The following is a 16853-nucleotide window of genomic DNA, read 5'->3' as shown; positions in this document are numbered from 1 at the left end:
TCAATGAGTAAACCAATTATTGGAATAACCGGAAATGAAAGAGAAATCCCAGACGATCACTTCATCCATATGAGCTATACGGCGACAGGATTCGTTGAGGGAGTTAAAGAAGTTGGCGGAATTCCAATGATTTTGCCAATTGGTGATGAAGAAATGGCAAAACAGTATGTTTCCATTGTTGACAAATTAATCATCACAGGCGGTCAGAATGTATGTCCCCAGTTCTATGGAGAAGAAAAAGCCATTGACAGCAATGATTATCTACTCAAACGGGACATTTTTGAATTAGCTTTAATCAAGGAAGCCCGCCGTCAAAATAAACCAATCTTCACTGTCTGCCGCGGAACCCAACTTTATAATGTCGCACTGGGTGGTACTCTTCATCAAGACATTGAAGATCATTGGCAAGACAGCTCTGCTGAGTACACAACTCAAAGCATGGTGACCAAGAACGGCTCTATTCTGCACGAAATCTATGGCCCTGCATCTGAAATCAACTCTTTCCATCATCAAAGTATCAAGGATTTAGCGGCCGGACTAGAAGTCATCGCCTATGATCCGCGCGATAAGATTATTGAAGCCATCACTTCTACTGACGGCAGTCCTTTCCTTGGCGTCCAATGGCACCCAGAGTTCTTGTTTGGCTCCAGAGAAGGAGACTTAGCTCTGTTTGATTATGTTGTCAATATTCTTTAAAATCCTCTATTCCTAGAAAAACCTCTTTTCAACACGAATAGAAGTTTTTTATATTCAAGTAAATCAAATTATATCATATCTGTCTCCTCTCGGTAGCTATAGTAGTTGGACTTGGACACAATCAAATGATCTAAAAGAACCAAGCCCATCATCTCACAAGCTTCTTTCATATGCTGGGTCACTTCATCATCGTTTCTGCTAGGGACGACTGAGCCTGATGGATGATTGTGTACCAGTATAATAGATGTCGCCAGGTGCTTGAGAGCGTAGTGGAGAATTTCTCTCGGCTCAGCAATGCTTCTGCTTACAGTCCCCATGAAAATAGTCTGCTGGTGCAAGATTTGATTTTGACTATTAAGATAAATAGCAACCAAGCACTCCTGCCTCATGTCTCCTAGCTCTTGCTGCATCTTCTGTGCTAATTTTTGACTGCCCATAATCTGCTCTTTCTGCAGAACCTCTGCTCGGTTAATCCGACGCCCTAATTCGATAATGGCCTGCAGCTCCACAGCCTTAATCGGACCGATTCCAGAAATAGTCTGCAATTCCTGCAAAGTTAAATACTTAAGATCGTTCAAACTGGAAATAGATGATAAAATTCTTTGAGAAACTTGAAAAACAGTTTCTTTTTTGTTGCCTGTCCTGAGAAAGATTGATAGGAGCTCCTGGTTACTGAGTTTTTCAGCTCCTTCTCTCATTAAACGCTCCCGTGGCATTATGCTAATATCATCTTGAAATGAAATACTATACATAGAAACCTCCTTACCTTATAATTCGGAAAAAGAGTTAAAATCAGCAAGAATTGATACAAAAAATCTTTCATTCAGAACAAATTTTAGATAAAAAAACACTCCAAAAGTTAACGTTCTTCCTAACCTTTGGAGTGAAATTTTTTTAGTTTTTTGTCTTTAAATCTGCATTTGATTATAGGACTTACTGAAAGATTCAAGAACTTCCTTAGGAGCCTTATCATACTCGACAGAACCTTCTAATGTTCCCTTGACAATAGTCCGGTTGGTTGCCGCGGCATCCTCACAGGTAACCAAAGTAATCTCTGTAACACCTTCAGTATCCTCAATCAGGTCCGTTCGATCTGGAGTTACCGTTTCGACACTGGTGATTACATAAGTATAGACTTGCTCTTTATCGGTGATATAGATTTTCATACCAGCCTTAGCACGATCCAGTGGGGAAAAGAGCATGTTACTAGCCCCGGTGATGCCAAAGACATGGTGGCTAGCCAAGGCATAATTTCCCTGCCCCATCTGCTGAGTCTCTTTCATCGTACCAGCACCATAATACAATCCAGCATTATCTAGTCCTTTGAAGATCGGCAAATTCATGGATACTTCTGGAATTGAGATACCTCCGATAACAGGCAGTTGCTGAGCTTTCCACTGAGCATTGATAACTGCTTCTGTAGAAAGTGACTCTACCTTATTAAAATCAAAACTAGTCTCAACATTTTTATTTTTATTAATAGAGTCTTTGGAAACCTTGCTGACCTGATATTGGTTGGTATGCCAAACCATAATCATGTTTCGGATTTGCGCATTAAAGATCAAGCCAAGGGCCACAATAATTAATAATGTCGCAACAATATTGATAAAAATATTTCTTTTACTTCTTTGTTTTCTTTTTCGACTTCTTTTTCCTTGTACCATATAGAGGTCCTCTTTTACGATTCGTTTTCTTCCTCTGCTACATCTTCTTTATCGTCTGCTTCGACGCTTGTAAAGGTGACAATCTGAGCATTTTGGTCCAGACGCATGACCTTAACTCCCATGGTTGAACGACCGGTCTGAGAAATATTAGCCACACTGGTCCGAATGATGACACCAGTATTAGTGATAATCATCAAATCTTCTTCGCCAGTAACTGTCATCAGACCAGCAAGAGGCCCGTTCTTATCAGTGATATTGGCTGTTTTAATCCCTTTACCGCCACGGCCCTTGGTTGGGTACTCGCTAGCAAGAGTTCGCTTACCATAGCCTTTTTCGGTAATGACAAGCACTTCGTCTCCCTCAGCAATCACTCCAGCCCCAACAACCTGGTCGCCATCCCGAAGATTGACTCCGCGGACACCAGTCGCTATACGACTCATGCTCCGGACAGCTGTCTCATTAAAGCGGACAGAATAACCAAACTTAGTACCAATGATAACGTCTGCAGCGCCGTCCGTCAGAAAGACATTGATTAACTCGTCTTCATCTTTCAAATTCAAAGCCTTAAGACCGTTCTGACGAATATTAGCAAATTCTGTCACACTGGTCCGTTTTACTACCCCATGACGGGTAGTAAAGAAGAGATAGGAATCATCACTGCGGTCTTGCTGGACATTAATAATAGTCTGAATAGTCTCTCCTTCATCCAGTTTCAAGAGATTGACTACTGGCAAGCCTTTGGCTGTCCGGCCGTACTCAGGGATTTCATATCCTTTGAGACGATAAACTCGGCCTTTATTGGTAAAGAAGAGCAGTCTATCGTGAGTACTCGTTGAAACCAGCTCTTTGACGAAGTCATCGTCTTTGACACCAGTCCCTTGAACACCGCGGCCACCACGTTTCTGAGCGGTAAATTCAGCCTGATTCAGACGTTTGATATAGCCTTTATTAGACAGGGTAATCAAAACATCCGCTTCCTCAATCAAATCTTCATCTTCAAGAGAAAGAACTTCTCCCACCATCAGTTCGGTTCGACGGTCATCCGCAAATTTACGTTTGACCTCATCTAACTCTTCCTTGATAATAGCGATAACGCGCTCTGGCTTAGCCAAGATATCAGCCAAGTCCGCAATCAAAGCAATCAGCTCGTCGTATTCTGACTGAATCTTATCACGTTCCAAACCAGTCAGACGACGCAGACGCATGTCAAGGATAGCCTGACTCTGGCGCTCAGACAGCTCAAACTTAGCCATCAATTCAGCTTGGGCTTCTGCGTCTGTCTCACTATTACGGATAATGCGAATCACTTCATCAATGTGATCCAGTGCAATCAACAAACCAGCCAAGATGTGAGCTCGAGCTTCTGCCTTTTCTTTATCGAAAGCAGTCCGTCGAGTTACCACTTCTTTTTGGTGCTCAATGTAAGCCAACAAAATCTCACGCAAAGATAGAATCTTCGGCACACCATTTTGAATAGCTAGCATATTGAAGCTAAAGTTGGTCTGCATCTGAGTCAGCTTGAAAAGGTTATTTAGAATGACATGAGCAGAGGCATCACGACGTACCTCAATGACAAAACGCACCCCTTCACGGTTAGATTCGTCACGAACAGCTGTGATACCGTCAATACGTTTTTCCTGTACCAGACGAACAATATGCTCATGGACCTTGGTCTTATTAACCATGTATGGAAACTCGGTTACGACAATTCGCTCACGGCCGTTTTTCATTTCTTCAATTTCAGTGCGAGAACGAAGAACAATCGAACCCTTCCCTGTTTCATAAGCCCGGTGAATACCAGACTTGCCCATAACCAGTGCTCCTGTTGGAAAATCTGGTCCAGGTAGGACTTCCATGATGTCGCGAGTTGTTGCTTCCGGATTGTCCATGACAAGCTTAACTGCATCAATGGACTCACCAAGATTATGAGGTGGGATATTAGTCGCCATCCCAACTGCAATCCCTGTCGCTCCATTTACAAGTAAGTTAGGGAAGCGAGCAGGAAGAACTACAGGCTCTCTCTCGCTGGCATCATAGTTATCGATATAATCAACAGTGTTTTTATTAATATCACGAAGCATCTCCAGAGCAATCTTGCTCATACGTGCTTCTGTATAACGTTGAGCAGCGGCTCCGTCTCCGTCCATAGAACCGAAGTTTCCATGGCCATCTACGAGCATATAGCGATAGCTCCACCATTGAGCCATCCGCACCATCGCTTCATAAATAGAGGAGTCACCATGCGGGTGATACTTACCCATGACATCCCCTGTGATACGAGCTGATTTCTTGTGAGGCTTCTCAGGCGTCACACCCAGCTCATTCATACCATAGAGAATCCGACGGTGAACTGGCTTTAGACCATCACGAACATCTGGAAGTGCCCGAGCCACGATAACACTCATTGCGTAATCGATGAAACTAGTCTTCATTTCACTAGTCAGATTAACATTTACTAAGTTTCTGTCTTGCATTAAAAAATGCCTTTCTTTCATATTAAACTATCCTATATTATACCACATTTTCTTTAATTTTTCAGTATTTTGAACCGTTTGTAAAAACGTTTACATCGCTAGATACACAAGTTGACCGTGACAAAATATGTCAAAAGTGGTAGAATGAATGTGTATGGGAAATCTTCCCTAAAAAAATAAGGAGATGTTTAGAAATGACTGCTACTAAACAACATAAAAAAGTCATCCTTGTCGGTGACGGTGCTGTAGGTTCATCTTACGCATTTGCTCTTGTAACCCAAGGTATTGCTCAAGAACTTGGTATCATTGAAATTCCTCAATTATTTGAAAAAGCTGTCGGTGATGCTGAAGACCTTAGTCATGCCCTTGCCTTCACTTCACCTAAGAAAATCTACGCAGCTACTTATGCAGACTGTGCGGATGCAGACCTCGTTGTTATCACTGCAGGTGCACCTCAAAAACCAGGCGAAACTCGACTTGACCTTGTTGGTAAAAACTTAGCTATTAATAAATCTATCGTAACTCAAGTCGTTGAATCAGGCTTTGACGGTATCTTCCTTGTTGCTGCTAACCCAGTAGACGTTTTAACTTACTCAACTTGGAAATTCTCTGGCTTCCCTAAAGAACGCGTTATCGGTTCAGGTACTTCACTTGACTCAGCTCGCTTCCGCCAAGCTCTTGCTGAAAAGATTGGTATCGATGCTCGTTCTGTCCATGCCTACATCATGGGTGAGCACGGTGACTCTGAGTTTGCCGTTTGGTCACATGCTAACGTTGCAGGTGTGAAATTGGAGCAATGGTTGCAAGCTAACCGTGACTTGAACGAACAAGACTTGGTTGATCTCTTCATCTCCGTTCGTGACGCAGCATACTCAATCATCAACAAAAAAGGTGCTACTTACTACGGTATCGCGGTTGCCTTGGCTCGTATCACAAAAGCTATCCTTGACGATGAAAATGCTGTATTGCCGTTGTCAGTCTTCCAAGAAGGCCAATATGGCGTTGAAAATGTCTTCATTGGTCAGCCTGCTATCGTTGGTGCTCACGGTATCGTACGTCCAGTAAACATCCCTCTGAACGATGCTGAAACTCAAAAAATGCAAGCTTCTGCTAAAGAATTGCAAGCAATTATTGATGAAGCATGGAAGAATCCTGAATTCCAAGAAGCATCTAAAAACTAATTATAAAAACATCTCCTGATAAAAGGGGATGTTTTTTTGTTGCTTTAAATGGATTTATTAGCAAAAATTTCAAGCAAATAAGGTACGATGAGCTCTTTCTCTAGGTCTTTTAAAGAAGTAATCCAGACAAAGTCTGTGTGCTCTTCTGGATCTAATATAATATCACGCTGCTCCGTAATTCTACCCGCATAAACTAAGCGTGTGAAAACAGTATCTTTGCTAGCATCAAACTGACTATCTTCATGGATAACCTTATCAATCCGAATCTTTTGATTAACCTCCTCCATAGCCTCACGTAGAGTTGCCTCTCTAGGCAGTTCATTCTCTTCTACACTTCCGCCTGGAATATCCCAATAAGATGGATAAACATTAGGAAGGCCTCGCTTTATCTTAGAGCGTTTGATAAGCAAATACTTCCCCTCTTTCTCGATTAAGGTATGAGCGATTAATTTTACTGTCATTGCATGTTCCTCCAAGAAAGAGCAAAAAAAGACTCCGAAGAGTCCAATTTTAAATCATCCACCCTGAGAGAATCGAACTCCCATCTCAAGAACCGGAATCTTGCGTGATATCCATTACACTAAGGGTGGCAACTAATTCATTATAACTGATTTTCTTTGAAAATACAAGTGAAAATCAGAAAAAGAAGTTGAGAAATCTCAACTTCTTTTATCTAATTACAATTCAATATCGCCAAACAAATCAGCCATTGAGAATCCAGTTTGAGTTTCTGGAAGTTCAAAGTCACGTTTTTCTTGACGTTTTGGACGACGAGGACGTGATTGACGTTTCTCATCTTTTTGTCCTTCTTCTTGAGCTGGACGTTCTTCAAGAGCCTTGATAGAAAGTGATACACGCTCATCAGCAGCATTCACTTCAAGCACCTTAACAGTCACTTCTTGACCAACCTTAAGGGCATCCTTAGGGCTTTCAACACGTTTGTGAGAAATTTGTGAAATGTGAACAAGTCCATCAATTCCTGGCAATACTTCAACGAAAGCACCGAAATCAGTCAAACGTTTTACAGTTCCTTCAATCACATCGCCTGCCGCAAGTTTTTGCTCAACGCCATCCCATGGTCCAGGTGTTGTTGCTTTAAGAGAGAGGGATACGCGTCCTTCTTCTTCGTTCAAGTCAAGAACTTTCACTTCGATTTCATCACCAACTGATACAACAGACTTAGGTGATACGTTGCGCTCATGTGACAATTCAGTCAAGTGAACCAATCCGTCAACTCCGCCAAGGTCAATGAAAGCACCGAAGCTAGTGATGCGAGCAACTTTACCAGTTACAATATCACCAACGTTCAACTTACCAAAGACTTCAGCACGTGCTGCTGCAGCTTCAGCTTCTACAACTTCACGACGTGAAAGGATGAAGCGGTTTTCTTTTGGATCTACTTCTTTGATCTTAGCATCAAACTCTTGACCTACAAAACGCTCAGTGTTACGAACGAAACGAGTATCAAGCATTGAAGCAGGGATAAATCCACGAAGTCCTTCAAACTCAACTGAAAGTCCACCTTTAACAGCACGAGTGCCCTTAACAGTGACAACTTCTTCTTCACGACCAACCAATTTGTCCCAAGCTTTGCGAGCTTCCAAACGTTTTTTAGATACCAGGTAAGTTACGGTGTCTGTATCTTTACCTACTACTTGACGAAGAACAAGCAATTCAAGTGTTTCACCCGGTTTTACAAGGTCGTTGATATCAGCGTCGCGGTCGTTTGTCAACTCACGAAGAGTCAAAACACCTTCGACACCAGTTCCAGCGATTGCAACATTAGCTTGGTTAGCGTCAACAGTCAATACTTCAGCAGTAACGACGTCACCTGGCTCAACTTGGCTAACACTATTTAGCAAATCTTCAAATTCATTCATCTAAAAAAATCCTCCAACAATCAAGCTTTCGCTTGACATACTACTTATTTATTTTCCTAAGCACCCGCAAATGACATTGATCTATCGTTAACGATTTCCATCCTATAAAGAAATAAAACACCTAAAGACATTTTATTATTTTATCAGATCTATTACCTAAGAACTGGGGTAGCTGGATTCGAACCAACGCATGAGGGAGTCAAAGTCCCTTGCCTTACCGCTTGGCTATACCCCAAAAAGAGCGCTGACAAAAGTCACTTTATCATCGTCACAATGAACACTAATGGAGAGAGAGGGATTCGAACCCCCGAACCCGAAGGAGCGGATTTACAGTCCGCCGCGTTTAGCCTCTTCGCTATCTCTCCGACAATCAACGCTATCTATTATAACATTGATACAATGAAAATGCAAGCCCTTATTTGCTTAAATTATAGGTTTCAATTAAAGTTTCAACAGCTCTTTCAAGTTTTTTATAAAAACTTTCAGCATTTCCATTTTTGATGATTGCAAACTGTCCATCTAGTTCAGCAATCTCGCCAATAACCTTCTTGCCAATAGCAAGACGATAACCGTCAAATTGGTCTGCTCCGACTTTCACTTTGCTGTCTGTGATTTGAATTTCAATCTTTTTGTCTTTTTTACTCATAACTTACCTCTTTCAAATTTCTATTGTACACGAAAAAGGCTGACTACGCAAGCTATCTTGGGCTAGAATTACAGAAAAACTGCCCAATCAAGGACAGCTTTTAGATTATACTTTCACAATCCAACCTTCTGGCGCTTCTATATCACCGAACTGGATACCAATCAATTCGTCATACAGCTTGCGAGTGACTGGGCCGACTTCTGTTTCGCTATAAAAGACATGGAAATCTTCGCCGTGCTGGATACCTCCGATAGGAGAAATAACTGCAGCTGTTCCGCAAGCTCCCGCTTCAGTGAATTTACCCAAATCTGCCAGTGGAACATCGCCCTCAATCGGTTTGAGTCCTAGTCTATGCTCCGCCAGATAAAGCAAAGAGTACTTGGTGATGGATGGCAAGATTGAGGGACTGAGCGGTGTTACAAACTCATTATCCTTGGTGATACCAAAAAAGTTGGCCGACCCCACTTCTTCAATCTTGGTATGGGTGGCAGGATCCAGATAAATCACATCAGAGAAATGCTTATCCTTAGCAATCTTTCCTGGTAATAAGCTAGCAGCGTAATTGCCACCCACTTTTGCCGCACCAGTTCCGTGAGGTGCAGCGCGGTCATAGTCATCTGACACAATGAAATTAGTCGGAGTCAGACCGCCTTTGAAGTAGTTGCCGACTGGCATTACAAAAATAGTGAAAATGTATTCTTCAGCTGGCTTCACTCCGATAATATCGCCGACTCCAATCAAGAGAGGCCGAATATAAAGGGTTCCGCCTGTTCCGTATGGTGGAACATATTCTTCATTAGCTCGGACAACCTGCTTAACTGCATCCACAAACATTTCTGTTGGAACCTGCGGCATGAGCAAGCGATCAGCTGTCAGCTGTAAACGCTCCGCATTTTTATCCGGACGGAAAAGCTGAATACTACCGTCCTTAGTTCGATAAGCCTTCAGACCTTCAAAAGCCTGCTGGCCATAGTGAAGGCTAGGAGACGACTCAGAGATATGGAGCGTAGCGTCCTCCGTTAACGTTCCTTCTTCCCACTGGCCATTGCGATAGTATGCTATGTAGCGATAAGGCAGTTTCATATATGAGAATCCTAGATTTTCCCAGTCAAGATTTACAGTCATGGTCTTTCTCCTCTTCTTCCAAACTTCATTTTTAGATACTCCCTATTTTACACCTTTTTAAGATATTTTCAAGTATTATTTTCAATTTTCAGAAAATTTTGTTATACAATCTTTTTTCTGCTATCAAGATTTTAGAAATTGAAAAAACCAGCTCCTGCGAACTGGTTTGATGATTACTTGATGTAAGCTGAGAAGACTTCTTCGTCTGAAATGGTATCAGAAATGAAGCTGCCGTTGCTAGTTCTCTCAGATAGACTGAGATCAGCTAGATTAATCTCATAGGCAGTTCCTTTATTGGAAAGCACCTGCAAAATCTGATCCTCACTAGCTTCTGCTTCTGTGGTGAAGAGGTCAAAGTCCACTGCTTCACCAAAGACTGGTCCGGCTGAAAAGACACGATGCGGCTTGGTCTTAAGCTCTCTCAGAACTTGAAGACCGCGATTTGCCCGACTGGTAACAGGAATATCTGCGACTGCCATACGCTTGAGCGAACCACGCTGAGTCAAGAGGTAAAGTGAGTCTGTATTGGCGATAAAGGCTGCTGCTAGGACATCGTCTTTCTTGAGATTGATGGCTTTAACCCCAGCTGCCTTAGCTCCGATGACAGGAACTTCCTCAATATTGAAGCGAAGGGCATAGCCATTCTTGGTCACGAGCATAACATCATCCAGCTTAATCGGCGCCAGAGCAATGACCTGGTCGTCTTCATTTTTCAGCTTAGCAAACTTAAGCGACTTAGACTTGTAGGTCCGCCAAGGACTAAATTCCTTGCGCTCTACACGCTTGATTTGACCTAACTTGGTCGCTGCAAAGTAGGTTCCCTCCTCAAAGCTGTCCAGTAATTCCGTATAGATAACCTCTTCCTTGGTATCAAAGTTACTGATGGTCTGGCTGAGGTGTTCTCCGATTTCTTTCCAGCGGATATCTGACAGCTCATGAACAGGACGGTAAATAACATTTCCAAGACTCGTAAAGATCAGCAAATGCTGAGTCGTCTTGGCCGGGCTAACAAAAATCAGTCTGTCATCGTCACGCTTGCCCATCTCTTCTAGGGTTGAAGCAGAGAAAGAACGCGGACTGGTCCGCTTGATATAACCAGAACGAGTCACGCTGACATAGGTCTCTTCCTCAACAATCAGACTAGCCGTATCAATCTCAATAGCGTTTGCCGTATCCTGCAGCTCACTGAGACGAGGATTGCCAAACTTCTTCTTGACATCGCGGAGCTCTCGCTTCATAAGATTATACATAGTGCGCTCATCACCGATAATGGCTGCCAGCATGGCAATCTTCTCGCGCAGCTCTGCTTCTTCCTCTTCCAGAACCACTACGTCTGTATTGGTCAAACGGTAGAGTTGGAGAGTGACGATAGCCTCAGCCTGCTCCTCAGTGAAATCATAGCTAACCTTAAGATTTTCCTTGGCATCTGCTTTGTTTTCAGAAGCACGAATCAGGGCAATAACCTCGTCCAAGATGGAAATAACCCGAATCAGTCCTTCCACGATATGAAGTCGTTTTTCAGCCTTGGCCTTGTCAAAACGGCTGCGAGCCAGAATAATCTCCTTGCGATGGGCAATATAACTAGTTAAAATTGGTACAATCCCCACCAAACGAGGCGTGAAATTGTCAATCGCCACCATGTTGAAGTTGTAATTGACTTGCAAATCAGTGTACTTGAAGAGATAGTTGAGAATCAGCTCAGTATTTGCGTCTTTCTTGAGCTCAATGGCAATGCGAAGACCGTCCCGGTCGGATTCGTCCCGAACCTCAGCAATGCCAGCCACCTTATTATTGACCCGCACATCGTCAATTTTCTTGACTAAGACTGCTTTATTAATCTCGTAAGGAATCTCGGTGATGACGATTTGTTCTTTTCCGCCCTTTAGCTTTTCAATCTCAGTTCTGGAGCGCACCACGACGCGACCTTTACCAGTCTCGTAAGCTTTCTTAATCTCATCTCTGCCTTGGACAATGGCTCCTGTCGGGAAGTCTGGACCAGGTAGAAACTCCATGAGTTTGTCCACCTTGGCCGACGGATGGTCAATCATATAGATGACCGCATCAATGACTTCGGCTAGATTATGAGGTGGAATGTCGGTCGCATAACCAGCGGAAATCCCAGTTGCTCCATTGACCAAAAGATTAGGAAAGGCTGCCGGCAGAACAGTCGGCTCCTTCTCGGTATCGTCAAAGTTCCAAGCAAAAGGAACAGTATCTTTCTCGATATCCTGCAAAAGATAGCCAGCCATCTCAGACAGCCGCGCCTCAGTATAACGCATAGCCGCCGGCGGATCACCGTCCATAGAACCGTTGTTGCCATGCATCTCAACGAGAATCTCACGGTTTTTCCAGTCCTGAGACATGCGGACCATGGCATCGTAGATGGAGCTGTCACCGTGAGGGTGGAAATTCCCCATGATGTTCCCGACAGACTTGGCAGACTTGCGGTAGCCCTTGTCAAAGGTATTGCCGTCCTTGTTCATGGAATAAAGAATACGGCGCTGAACAGGCTTCAAGCCATCGCGAATGTCCGGCAAGGCCCGCTCCTGAATGATGTATTTGGAGTAGCGACCAAAGCGCTCTCCCATGATGTCCTCGAGGGACATGTTTTGAATGTTACTCATAGGATACAGAGCCCGTAAAATACAAAGTGAAAATAGGCAATTCTTGCTGTGAGCGATGCTCACAAGAGAATTTATCTTTTTCACACAGTATTTAGGGCGTGTTCAACTCCTTTCAAAGAATGTAGAGTATTTTTTTATAAAATAAAGGATATTTTACGGAAATTAGTCCCGTGTTCAGTTACTATAAGTAACCAAACTATCCTTTCTGTAGTTTAATGTTTTAAATTACGTTCTTTATATAGTCAGTGATTGGGAAGTCTTGCCTCAGCATACTCAATCATCTTCTCTGCGCTTTCTTTGTCATAGTGGAAGCCAGTTTTGAGAGAGAAAGCTTGTGCTTCTTTGTGGAAAAATTCCATGGTAGCAAAGAGAGACCTGGTGATTTTTTTCTGTTCGGAAAAGTCAAGCAAGGCTGCAAATTCTTTCTCTTTCTCAGCAGGCAAATACTGAAAGAGGTACTTGTAGTTCTTGCCAACATCAACCGTCCCCTTATCTGCTGCCACTTGCCAAGCTAAAAGCTTGAGCAATTCTTGTTGACAGATTCCATACAGATGATCCGTCGCATAGACAAGGTGGTTTCGATGAATGCCCTTGACTACATAAGCTGACACCCACCAGAATTCATTGCAGGATTTGTCAAAGTCAGTCGCACTGGCTGGTGCCGTCCAATAGCGCTTGGGTGTCGGTGCATAAGGAGCAAACAGCCCCTGCACGTCATCCAGCACAGTGAAATCTGCTTCGCTATCCACCCACTCTTTGATGTGCACCTTAGGACAAAGGGTCAAATCTATCCGATTGCCATCTTCAAAGAGCATGAGATAGAGGCGGCGATGGTCTAGTAGGACATGCTGCTCAATCATGCGCTTGCCAAACTTTTCCAACCAAGCAAGGTCAGCCACCAGAGCATCCAAATCCTCCACAATGTAGACCACATCATAGTCTTGGAACTCATCCCTGGGAGCATTTGGATTTGTCCGCGAGCCGGACATAGCAACAGCCTCGACCAGTAGCGCTTTTGCGGTTTGCAAAATCACATCAAACATTTCGGATTCAGTTCTCATGGGAATACCTGCCTTTTTAGTGGAAACTCTCGATTCTGTAGAGGACATGCCTATAAAGCGGACTGTCTGCTAGAACTTTTTCATTATCAAATTCTTTGACAAATTCCATGCCTAGCTTTTGCATGACTTTTTGCGAAGGGAGATTGAGTAAGGATGTAAAAGAGTATACTTCTGACAAGCCAGCTTGCTGAAAAGCAAAGTCTAGACAGGCTTGGGCAGCCTCCGTCGCATAACCACGATTCCAAAACTCTTTTCGCAGACGCCAGCCTATTTCTACAGCTTCTTTTCCAGCAAAAATCTGTAAACCCGAATGGTGCAGACCTACCAAGCCGATGAACTCCTGACTGGACTTTTCTTCAACAGCCCAAAGACTGTAGCCATAAGCCTCAACTTCATCTTGAATGCCCTGATAAAGACGCAAGGACTCTGCTTGACTATATGGCTTTGGGAAATACTGCATGACCTCTGGATCCTGATTCAGAGCAATCAAAGCTTGCAAATCAGATTCCTGCAAATCCCGTAAAATGAGACGGTCTGTTTCAAGAATAGTCATCTAATCACTCCTCCACAAACTTTCTTATCTCACAAGTCCTCAGCTTTATATAGGCTATAACCTTCATAGTAGTAACTATGGTCAACGCCCTTCATGTAGAGGTTGCGGTTATGAATGTCCTTTGTGAGGGCTTGCTTGAGGACATGCTTGATTTCTGTATCTCGAATGGGGCTGCGCTCCATAGCTAGGAGGTAATCTTCCTTGTCCACTTGAGACCAGTCCACGACTTGCCCCAGCTCAGCCTTGAGTAGGTGATCCAGCCAAAGCCTCATGCTTCGGCCATTTCCCTCGCGGAAAGGATGGGCAATATTTAGCTCCACATACTTTTCGACAATCTGATCAAAGGTCTGCTGAGGCATGCGATCAGCATTTTCCAAGGAAGCTACCAGATACATGACAGGCGCAAAACGAACATTCCCTTTAGAGAGATTGACTGTCCGAATCTGACCAGCGAAGTCATATATTTCTTCAAACAAGAACCCGTGGATAAAGGCCAGAGTGGCATAGGTGCCAGCTGCTTTATCGTCCAAAAGCTGCTCTTCAAAAAGCTCTTTAGCTCGGGTCTTGCTGATTTTTTCTTCCATCTTGGCTAGTTCAAGCGAATCCGTCAGGCACAGTTTATTGTCAAGAGTCATTGGCTGTCTCCTTTCATTCAGATTTTCTAAATCCTGTACCAACAGGCTTAAAACTTATTGCCCGATAAAATCCATCTGCTTCAGATATTAATTCAATCCGTGTCAAGGGATATTTTTTGCGGATCTCCTCAATCAGCTGCTGTCCCAGTCCTTTTCTGCGGTAGGACTTATCAATGATCATTTCAGCTAAAAAGGTCGTTAGTACTTCATCCGTCAGATAACGGGCAAAGCCAAGGATTTTCTGGTCCTCTTCAAGCACCAAGTAATGAGACAGATTTGTTGAAAATAGAGATGTCACTTTTTCCTCTGTAAAAGAAAGCCATTTTTCACTTTGATAAAGGCTATAAATAGCTTGACAATCTTTTCTGCTTGCAGGTCTGATAATCATCTTCTATTCCTCCAAATCTGTTAGACTTAATTAACGCTCCGCCACTTCTTCTTTCACCTTCTTAGCTGGTTTGCGTTTTTTATAGCGGCTGCGAATGGTGTTGAGGTGGTCGCGGAGATTAACCACGTGAGTTCTTTCAGGATAAGCGTAGGCAATGATTGCAGTGAAATCCACTAGAAAATCATAGATTTCTTGCAGTTTGAGGCGGACGTTCTTATTCTGGCTCAGTGTCTTGCCCTTGAGCTCAGTCAGTCGCTCCTTGTAGACTTTTTCAAAGGCCTTCTGAGCAGCAGCCAGACTGTCGACATGGGCTTCCAGATGAAGCTTAGCCAGCGCTGTCTGGTAGGCTGGTTTTTTCAGCTCTTGGAGTAGGTGGTTGATGCCCTCGGTCTCCTTTTCCAAGCTAGTTGCAGCTAGACCGGTGTAGTTTTTCAGGAGCTGAGACAGGGTTTCGTAAGCTTCCTTGGTCGCTGCATCCTTAACTCTTGCAAAGGCCCGAACCAAAGACTGGAGTGTGCCCAAGGCATCATCGCGCTCGCGGTCAGCCTGATCCAGACTAGCCACCAGCTTGCTGGACTTGGTCTGATGAAGCCCGCCCTGCAGCTGTTCCAGAAGTTTGTCCATCTCATCCAGCTTGGTCGTGTAAATGCCATCCACCTTATTTTCCTTGATAAATGCCGCAACCTCGCTCCGACTCTCGGACATGAGCTGGAAAAATCCGTTGTTTTCTAAATTACGTACAGTTAAACTAGTGATTCCATATTCTTTTTTCATAAAACTCCTCTTTCTTCATGTGTTTTTTAATCTTTTGCTCCAAAACCGCTCGGAACACATGTAAACGTTCGGCTTTTGCTCTAAAAACTCAAATTACACATGTAGGATTTGGTTTTTTGCTGCTAGATAAGAAATTCTTCATGTGGGATTTCTTGTTTTAGAGCTAGGGAAGGTAATTTCAAATGTGGGATTGAGTCATCCTTCTCTTAAAAACGTTAATTCTGATAAAATTCTAGCTTCATCCAAGCTTAGAATAACAAACAAGGATGAGGTGTAGATATCATCGTACCATTGTTCTAGTTTATCATTAGTCATATCAAGATGATATTGTTTAGCATTGTTGTGTCTTAGACCAAAATTATTATACATTTCAAAAAGCTTTTCAAACGCAATAATCTTTTGATTATTAACTTTGAACACCTCCTTTAATTCCTCAGAATTATTCAGTTCTTTTCTCAATGGCTCAAGGTAGTTCGCTAAAGTAATAAGTATTTCTTTCTTACGCTGAATATTTCCCTTATTTGCAAAATGATTATATTCTAAAACCTTTATCGCATCTTGCATATTCGATTCAGATAAAATCTGAGAAACTTCCGAAGCATAAACATTCTTTTCAACAATGATTCTATTACCATTATCTAAAGTAATCAATTCATGATTTGTTTTATCTAAAGAATACTCTAATCTTTCACATAATTTTTCGTATTGATCCATTAGAGGAGTATAATTTATAACTTCTGCCCAGATTTCCCTTTCATCATCAGTTTCAGGAATATAACCTGCATAATGATATATTTTTTCAAATTCCTTAGACGTCACATAGTTTTTTACAAATTTATCTTTATTTATTATTTCTGAATATAAATCTGAAATAAATTCAAAAACAGTATAAAGGCAATCAACACTGGTAAAATGTTGATAAATGACTGTAAATTTTTCTTCAAATGTAACATGCTGTCCTTTCTTCTCCACTGGATAATACTTTTTATATCCATTAGAAAAAAATTTCTGAAGATTAGTTTTATAATTTTTTATATAGATATCTTCTTGCAGTATTTTTTTTACTATGTCTATTTCTTTCTTAGCATCAAAGCGCATACTTTTAATAAACTCAAAATAATTCTGTCTCACCATAATATTTCCTATACTATA

Annotated in this window: 15 protein-coding genes, 3 tRNA genes and 1 pseudogene; 2 read left to right on the top strand and 17 right to left on the bottom strand. The window is 42.5% G+C overall.

Going from position 1 to position 16853, the window contains the following annotated elements; all coding sequences use genetic code 11:
* The first annotated feature begins 3 nt into the window (after positions 1–3).
* Positions 4–696: a gamma-glutamyl-gamma-aminobutyrate hydrolase family protein gene (locus O3621_RS04705; RefSeq protein WP_295505300.1), complete on the top strand. Its 693-nt coding sequence runs from the start codon at positions 4–6 to the stop codon at positions 694–696.
* A 68-nt stretch (positions 697–764) separates the two neighbouring features.
* On the opposite strand, the gene radC is transcribed toward O3621_RS04705, so the two are convergent.
* From radC to gyrA, 3 genes are all read right to left on the bottom strand, one after another.
* Complete coding sequence (radC, locus tag O3621_RS04700) at positions 765–1448, bottom strand: DNA repair protein RadC (RefSeq protein ID WP_002909693.1); 684 nt, start codon at positions 1446–1448, stop codon at positions 765–767.
* Positions 1449–1604: 156 nt separating this feature from the next.
* Positions 1605–2360 (bottom strand): class A sortase, encoded by a 756-nt coding sequence (locus tag O3621_RS04695; protein WP_125434240.1) that lies wholly within the window; start codon positions 2358–2360, stop codon positions 1605–1607.
* Positions 2361–2374: 14 nt separating this feature from the next.
* Positions 2375–4834, bottom strand: coding sequence for a DNA gyrase subunit A (gyrA, locus tag O3621_RS04690; protein WP_164549635.1), 2460 nt, complete (start codon positions 4832–4834; stop codon positions 2375–2377).
* 194 nt (positions 4835–5028) lie between these two features.
* Here gyrA and O3621_RS04685 point away from each other — a divergent pair, with 194 nt between their 5' ends.
* Positions 5029–6015 carry an L-lactate dehydrogenase gene (locus O3621_RS04685; RefSeq protein WP_002909689.1) on the top strand — a complete coding sequence of 329 codons (987 nt, stop codon included), beginning with the start codon at positions 5029–5031 and terminating at the stop codon, positions 6013–6015.
* Between the two features lie 44 nt (positions 6016–6059).
* Here the strand turns inward: O3621_RS04685 and O3621_RS04680 are convergent, their stop codons facing one another.
* The 14 genes and pseudogenes from O3621_RS04680 to O3621_RS04615 form a co-directional block, all read right to left on the bottom strand.
* On the bottom strand, positions 6060–6476 hold the full coding sequence (locus O3621_RS04680; protein WP_126435535.1) for an NUDIX hydrolase: 417 nt from the start codon (positions 6474–6476) through the stop codon (positions 6060–6062).
* A 57-nt stretch (positions 6477–6533) separates the two neighbouring features.
* Positions 6534–6605, bottom strand: a tRNA-Arg gene (locus tag O3621_RS04675).
* Between the two features lie 87 nt (positions 6606–6692).
* Entirely contained in the window at positions 6693–7895 is a 1203-nt protein-coding gene (gene rpsA, locus O3621_RS04670) for a 30S ribosomal protein S1 (protein WP_002897515.1), read from the bottom strand.
* 163 nt (positions 7896–8058) lie between these two features.
* Positions 8059–8130 (bottom strand) — tRNA-Gln (locus O3621_RS04665).
* Between the two features lie 49 nt (positions 8131–8179).
* Positions 8180–8260 (bottom strand) — tRNA-Tyr (locus O3621_RS04660).
* 50 nt (positions 8261–8310) lie between these two features.
* Entirely contained in the window at positions 8311–8541 is a 231-nt protein-coding gene (locus O3621_RS04655; RefSeq protein ID WP_002918960.1) for a DUF2969 domain-containing protein, read from the bottom strand.
* 105 nt (positions 8542–8646) lie between these two features.
* Positions 8647–9672: pseudogene (locus O3621_RS04650) on the bottom strand (branched-chain amino acid aminotransferase); the annotation flags it as partial.
* Positions 9673–9839: 167 nt separating this feature from the next.
* On the bottom strand, positions 9840–12290 hold the full coding sequence (parC, locus tag O3621_RS04645; RefSeq protein ID WP_032914308.1) for a DNA topoisomerase IV subunit A: 2451 nt from the start codon (positions 12288–12290) through the stop codon (positions 9840–9842).
* A gap of 242 nt (positions 12291–12532) precedes the next feature.
* Complete coding sequence (locus O3621_RS04640; protein WP_315686248.1) at positions 12533–13351, bottom strand: aminoglycoside 6-adenylyltransferase; 819 nt, start codon at positions 13349–13351, stop codon at positions 12533–12535.
* Positions 13352–13367: 16 nt separating this feature from the next.
* On the bottom strand, positions 13368–13904 hold the full coding sequence (locus tag O3621_RS04635) for a GNAT family N-acetyltransferase (protein ID WP_315686249.1): 537 nt from the start codon (positions 13902–13904) through the stop codon (positions 13368–13370).
* A 29-nt stretch (positions 13905–13933) separates the two neighbouring features.
* A complete protein-coding gene (gene fic, locus O3621_RS04630; protein ID WP_315686251.1) occupies positions 13934–14539 on the bottom strand; it encodes a protein adenylyltransferase Fic in 606 nt (201 codons plus the stop codon).
* Between the two features lie 13 nt (positions 14540–14552).
* Positions 14553–14927 carry a GNAT family N-acetyltransferase gene (locus O3621_RS04625; RefSeq protein ID WP_315686252.1) on the bottom strand — a complete coding sequence of 125 codons (375 nt, stop codon included), beginning with the start codon at positions 14925–14927 and terminating at the stop codon, positions 14553–14555.
* Between the two features lie 30 nt (positions 14928–14957).
* The gene (locus O3621_RS04620; RefSeq protein WP_315686254.1) at positions 14958–15701 is read right to left on the bottom strand and encodes a DUF6261 family protein; all 744 of its coding nucleotides are present in this window, start codon (positions 15699–15701) and stop codon (positions 14958–14960) included.
* 195 nt (positions 15702–15896) lie between these two features.
* A complete protein-coding gene (locus O3621_RS04615; RefSeq protein WP_315686256.1) occupies positions 15897–16835 on the bottom strand; it encodes a hypothetical protein in 939 nt (312 codons plus the stop codon).
* Between the last annotated feature and the right edge of the window lie 18 nt (positions 16836–16853).

The sequence above is a fragment of the Streptococcus sp. 20925_1_22 genome (assembly GCF_041431685.1).
Lineage (GTDB): Bacteria > Bacillota > Bacilli > Lactobacillales > Streptococcaceae > Streptococcus.
Note: the sequence above shows the minus strand (reverse complement) of the source record. Positions and strands in the feature narration are given on the sequence as shown.

What these genes read in the sequence shown, in the direction of transcription:
- O3621_RS04635 (WP_315686249.1), bottom strand. Translation starts at nt 13,904, where the DNA reads ATGACTATTCTTGAAACAGACCGTCTCATTTTACGGGATTTGCAGGAA.
- O3621_RS04695 (WP_125434240.1), bottom strand. Translation starts at nt 2,360, where the DNA reads ATGGTACAAGGAAAAAGAAGTCGAAAAAGAAAACAAAGAAGTAAAAGA.
- O3621_RS04615 (WP_315686256.1), bottom strand. Translation starts at nt 16,835, where the DNA reads ATGGTGAGACAGAATTATTTTGAGTTTATTAAAAGTATGCGCTTTGAT.
- O3621_RS04655 (WP_002918960.1), bottom strand. Translation starts at nt 8,541, where the DNA reads ATGAGTAAAAAAGACAAAAAGATTGAAATTCAAATCACAGACAGCAAA.
- fic (WP_315686251.1), bottom strand. Translation starts at nt 14,539, where the DNA reads ATGACTCTTGACAATAAACTGTGCCTGACGGATTCGCTTGAACTAGCC.
- O3621_RS04680 (WP_126435535.1), bottom strand. Translation starts at nt 6,476, where the DNA reads ATGACAGTAAAATTAATCGCTCATACCTTAATCGAGAAAGAGGGGAAG.
- O3621_RS04685 (WP_002909689.1), top strand. Translation starts at nt 5,029, where the DNA reads ATGACTGCTACTAAACAACATAAAAAAGTCATCCTTGTCGGTGACGGT.
- O3621_RS04620 (WP_315686254.1), bottom strand. Translation starts at nt 15,701, where the DNA reads ATGAAAAAAGAATATGGAATCACTAGTTTAACTGTACGTAATTTAGAA.
- O3621_RS04625 (WP_315686252.1), bottom strand. Translation starts at nt 14,927, where the DNA reads ATGATTATCAGACCTGCAAGCAGAAAAGATTGTCAAGCTATTTATAGC.
- O3621_RS04705 (WP_295505300.1), top strand. Translation starts at nt 4, where the DNA reads ATGAGTAAACCAATTATTGGAATAACCGGAAATGAAAGAGAAATCCCA.
- O3621_RS04640 (WP_315686248.1), bottom strand. Translation starts at nt 13,351, where the DNA reads ATGAGAACTGAATCCGAAATGTTTGATGTGATTTTGCAAACCGCAAAA.
- radC (WP_002909693.1), bottom strand. Translation starts at nt 1,448, where the DNA reads ATGTATAGTATTTCATTTCAAGATGATATTAGCATAATGCCACGGGAG.
- rpsA (WP_002897515.1), bottom strand. Translation starts at nt 7,895, where the DNA reads ATGAATGAATTTGAAGATTTGCTAAATAGTGTTAGCCAAGTTGAGCCA.
- parC (WP_032914308.1), bottom strand. Translation starts at nt 12,290, where the DNA reads ATGAGTAACATTCAAAACATGTCCCTCGAGGACATCATGGGAGAGCGC.
- gyrA (WP_164549635.1), bottom strand. Translation starts at nt 4,834, where the DNA reads ATGCAAGACAGAAACTTAGTAAATGTTAATCTGACTAGTGAAATGAAG.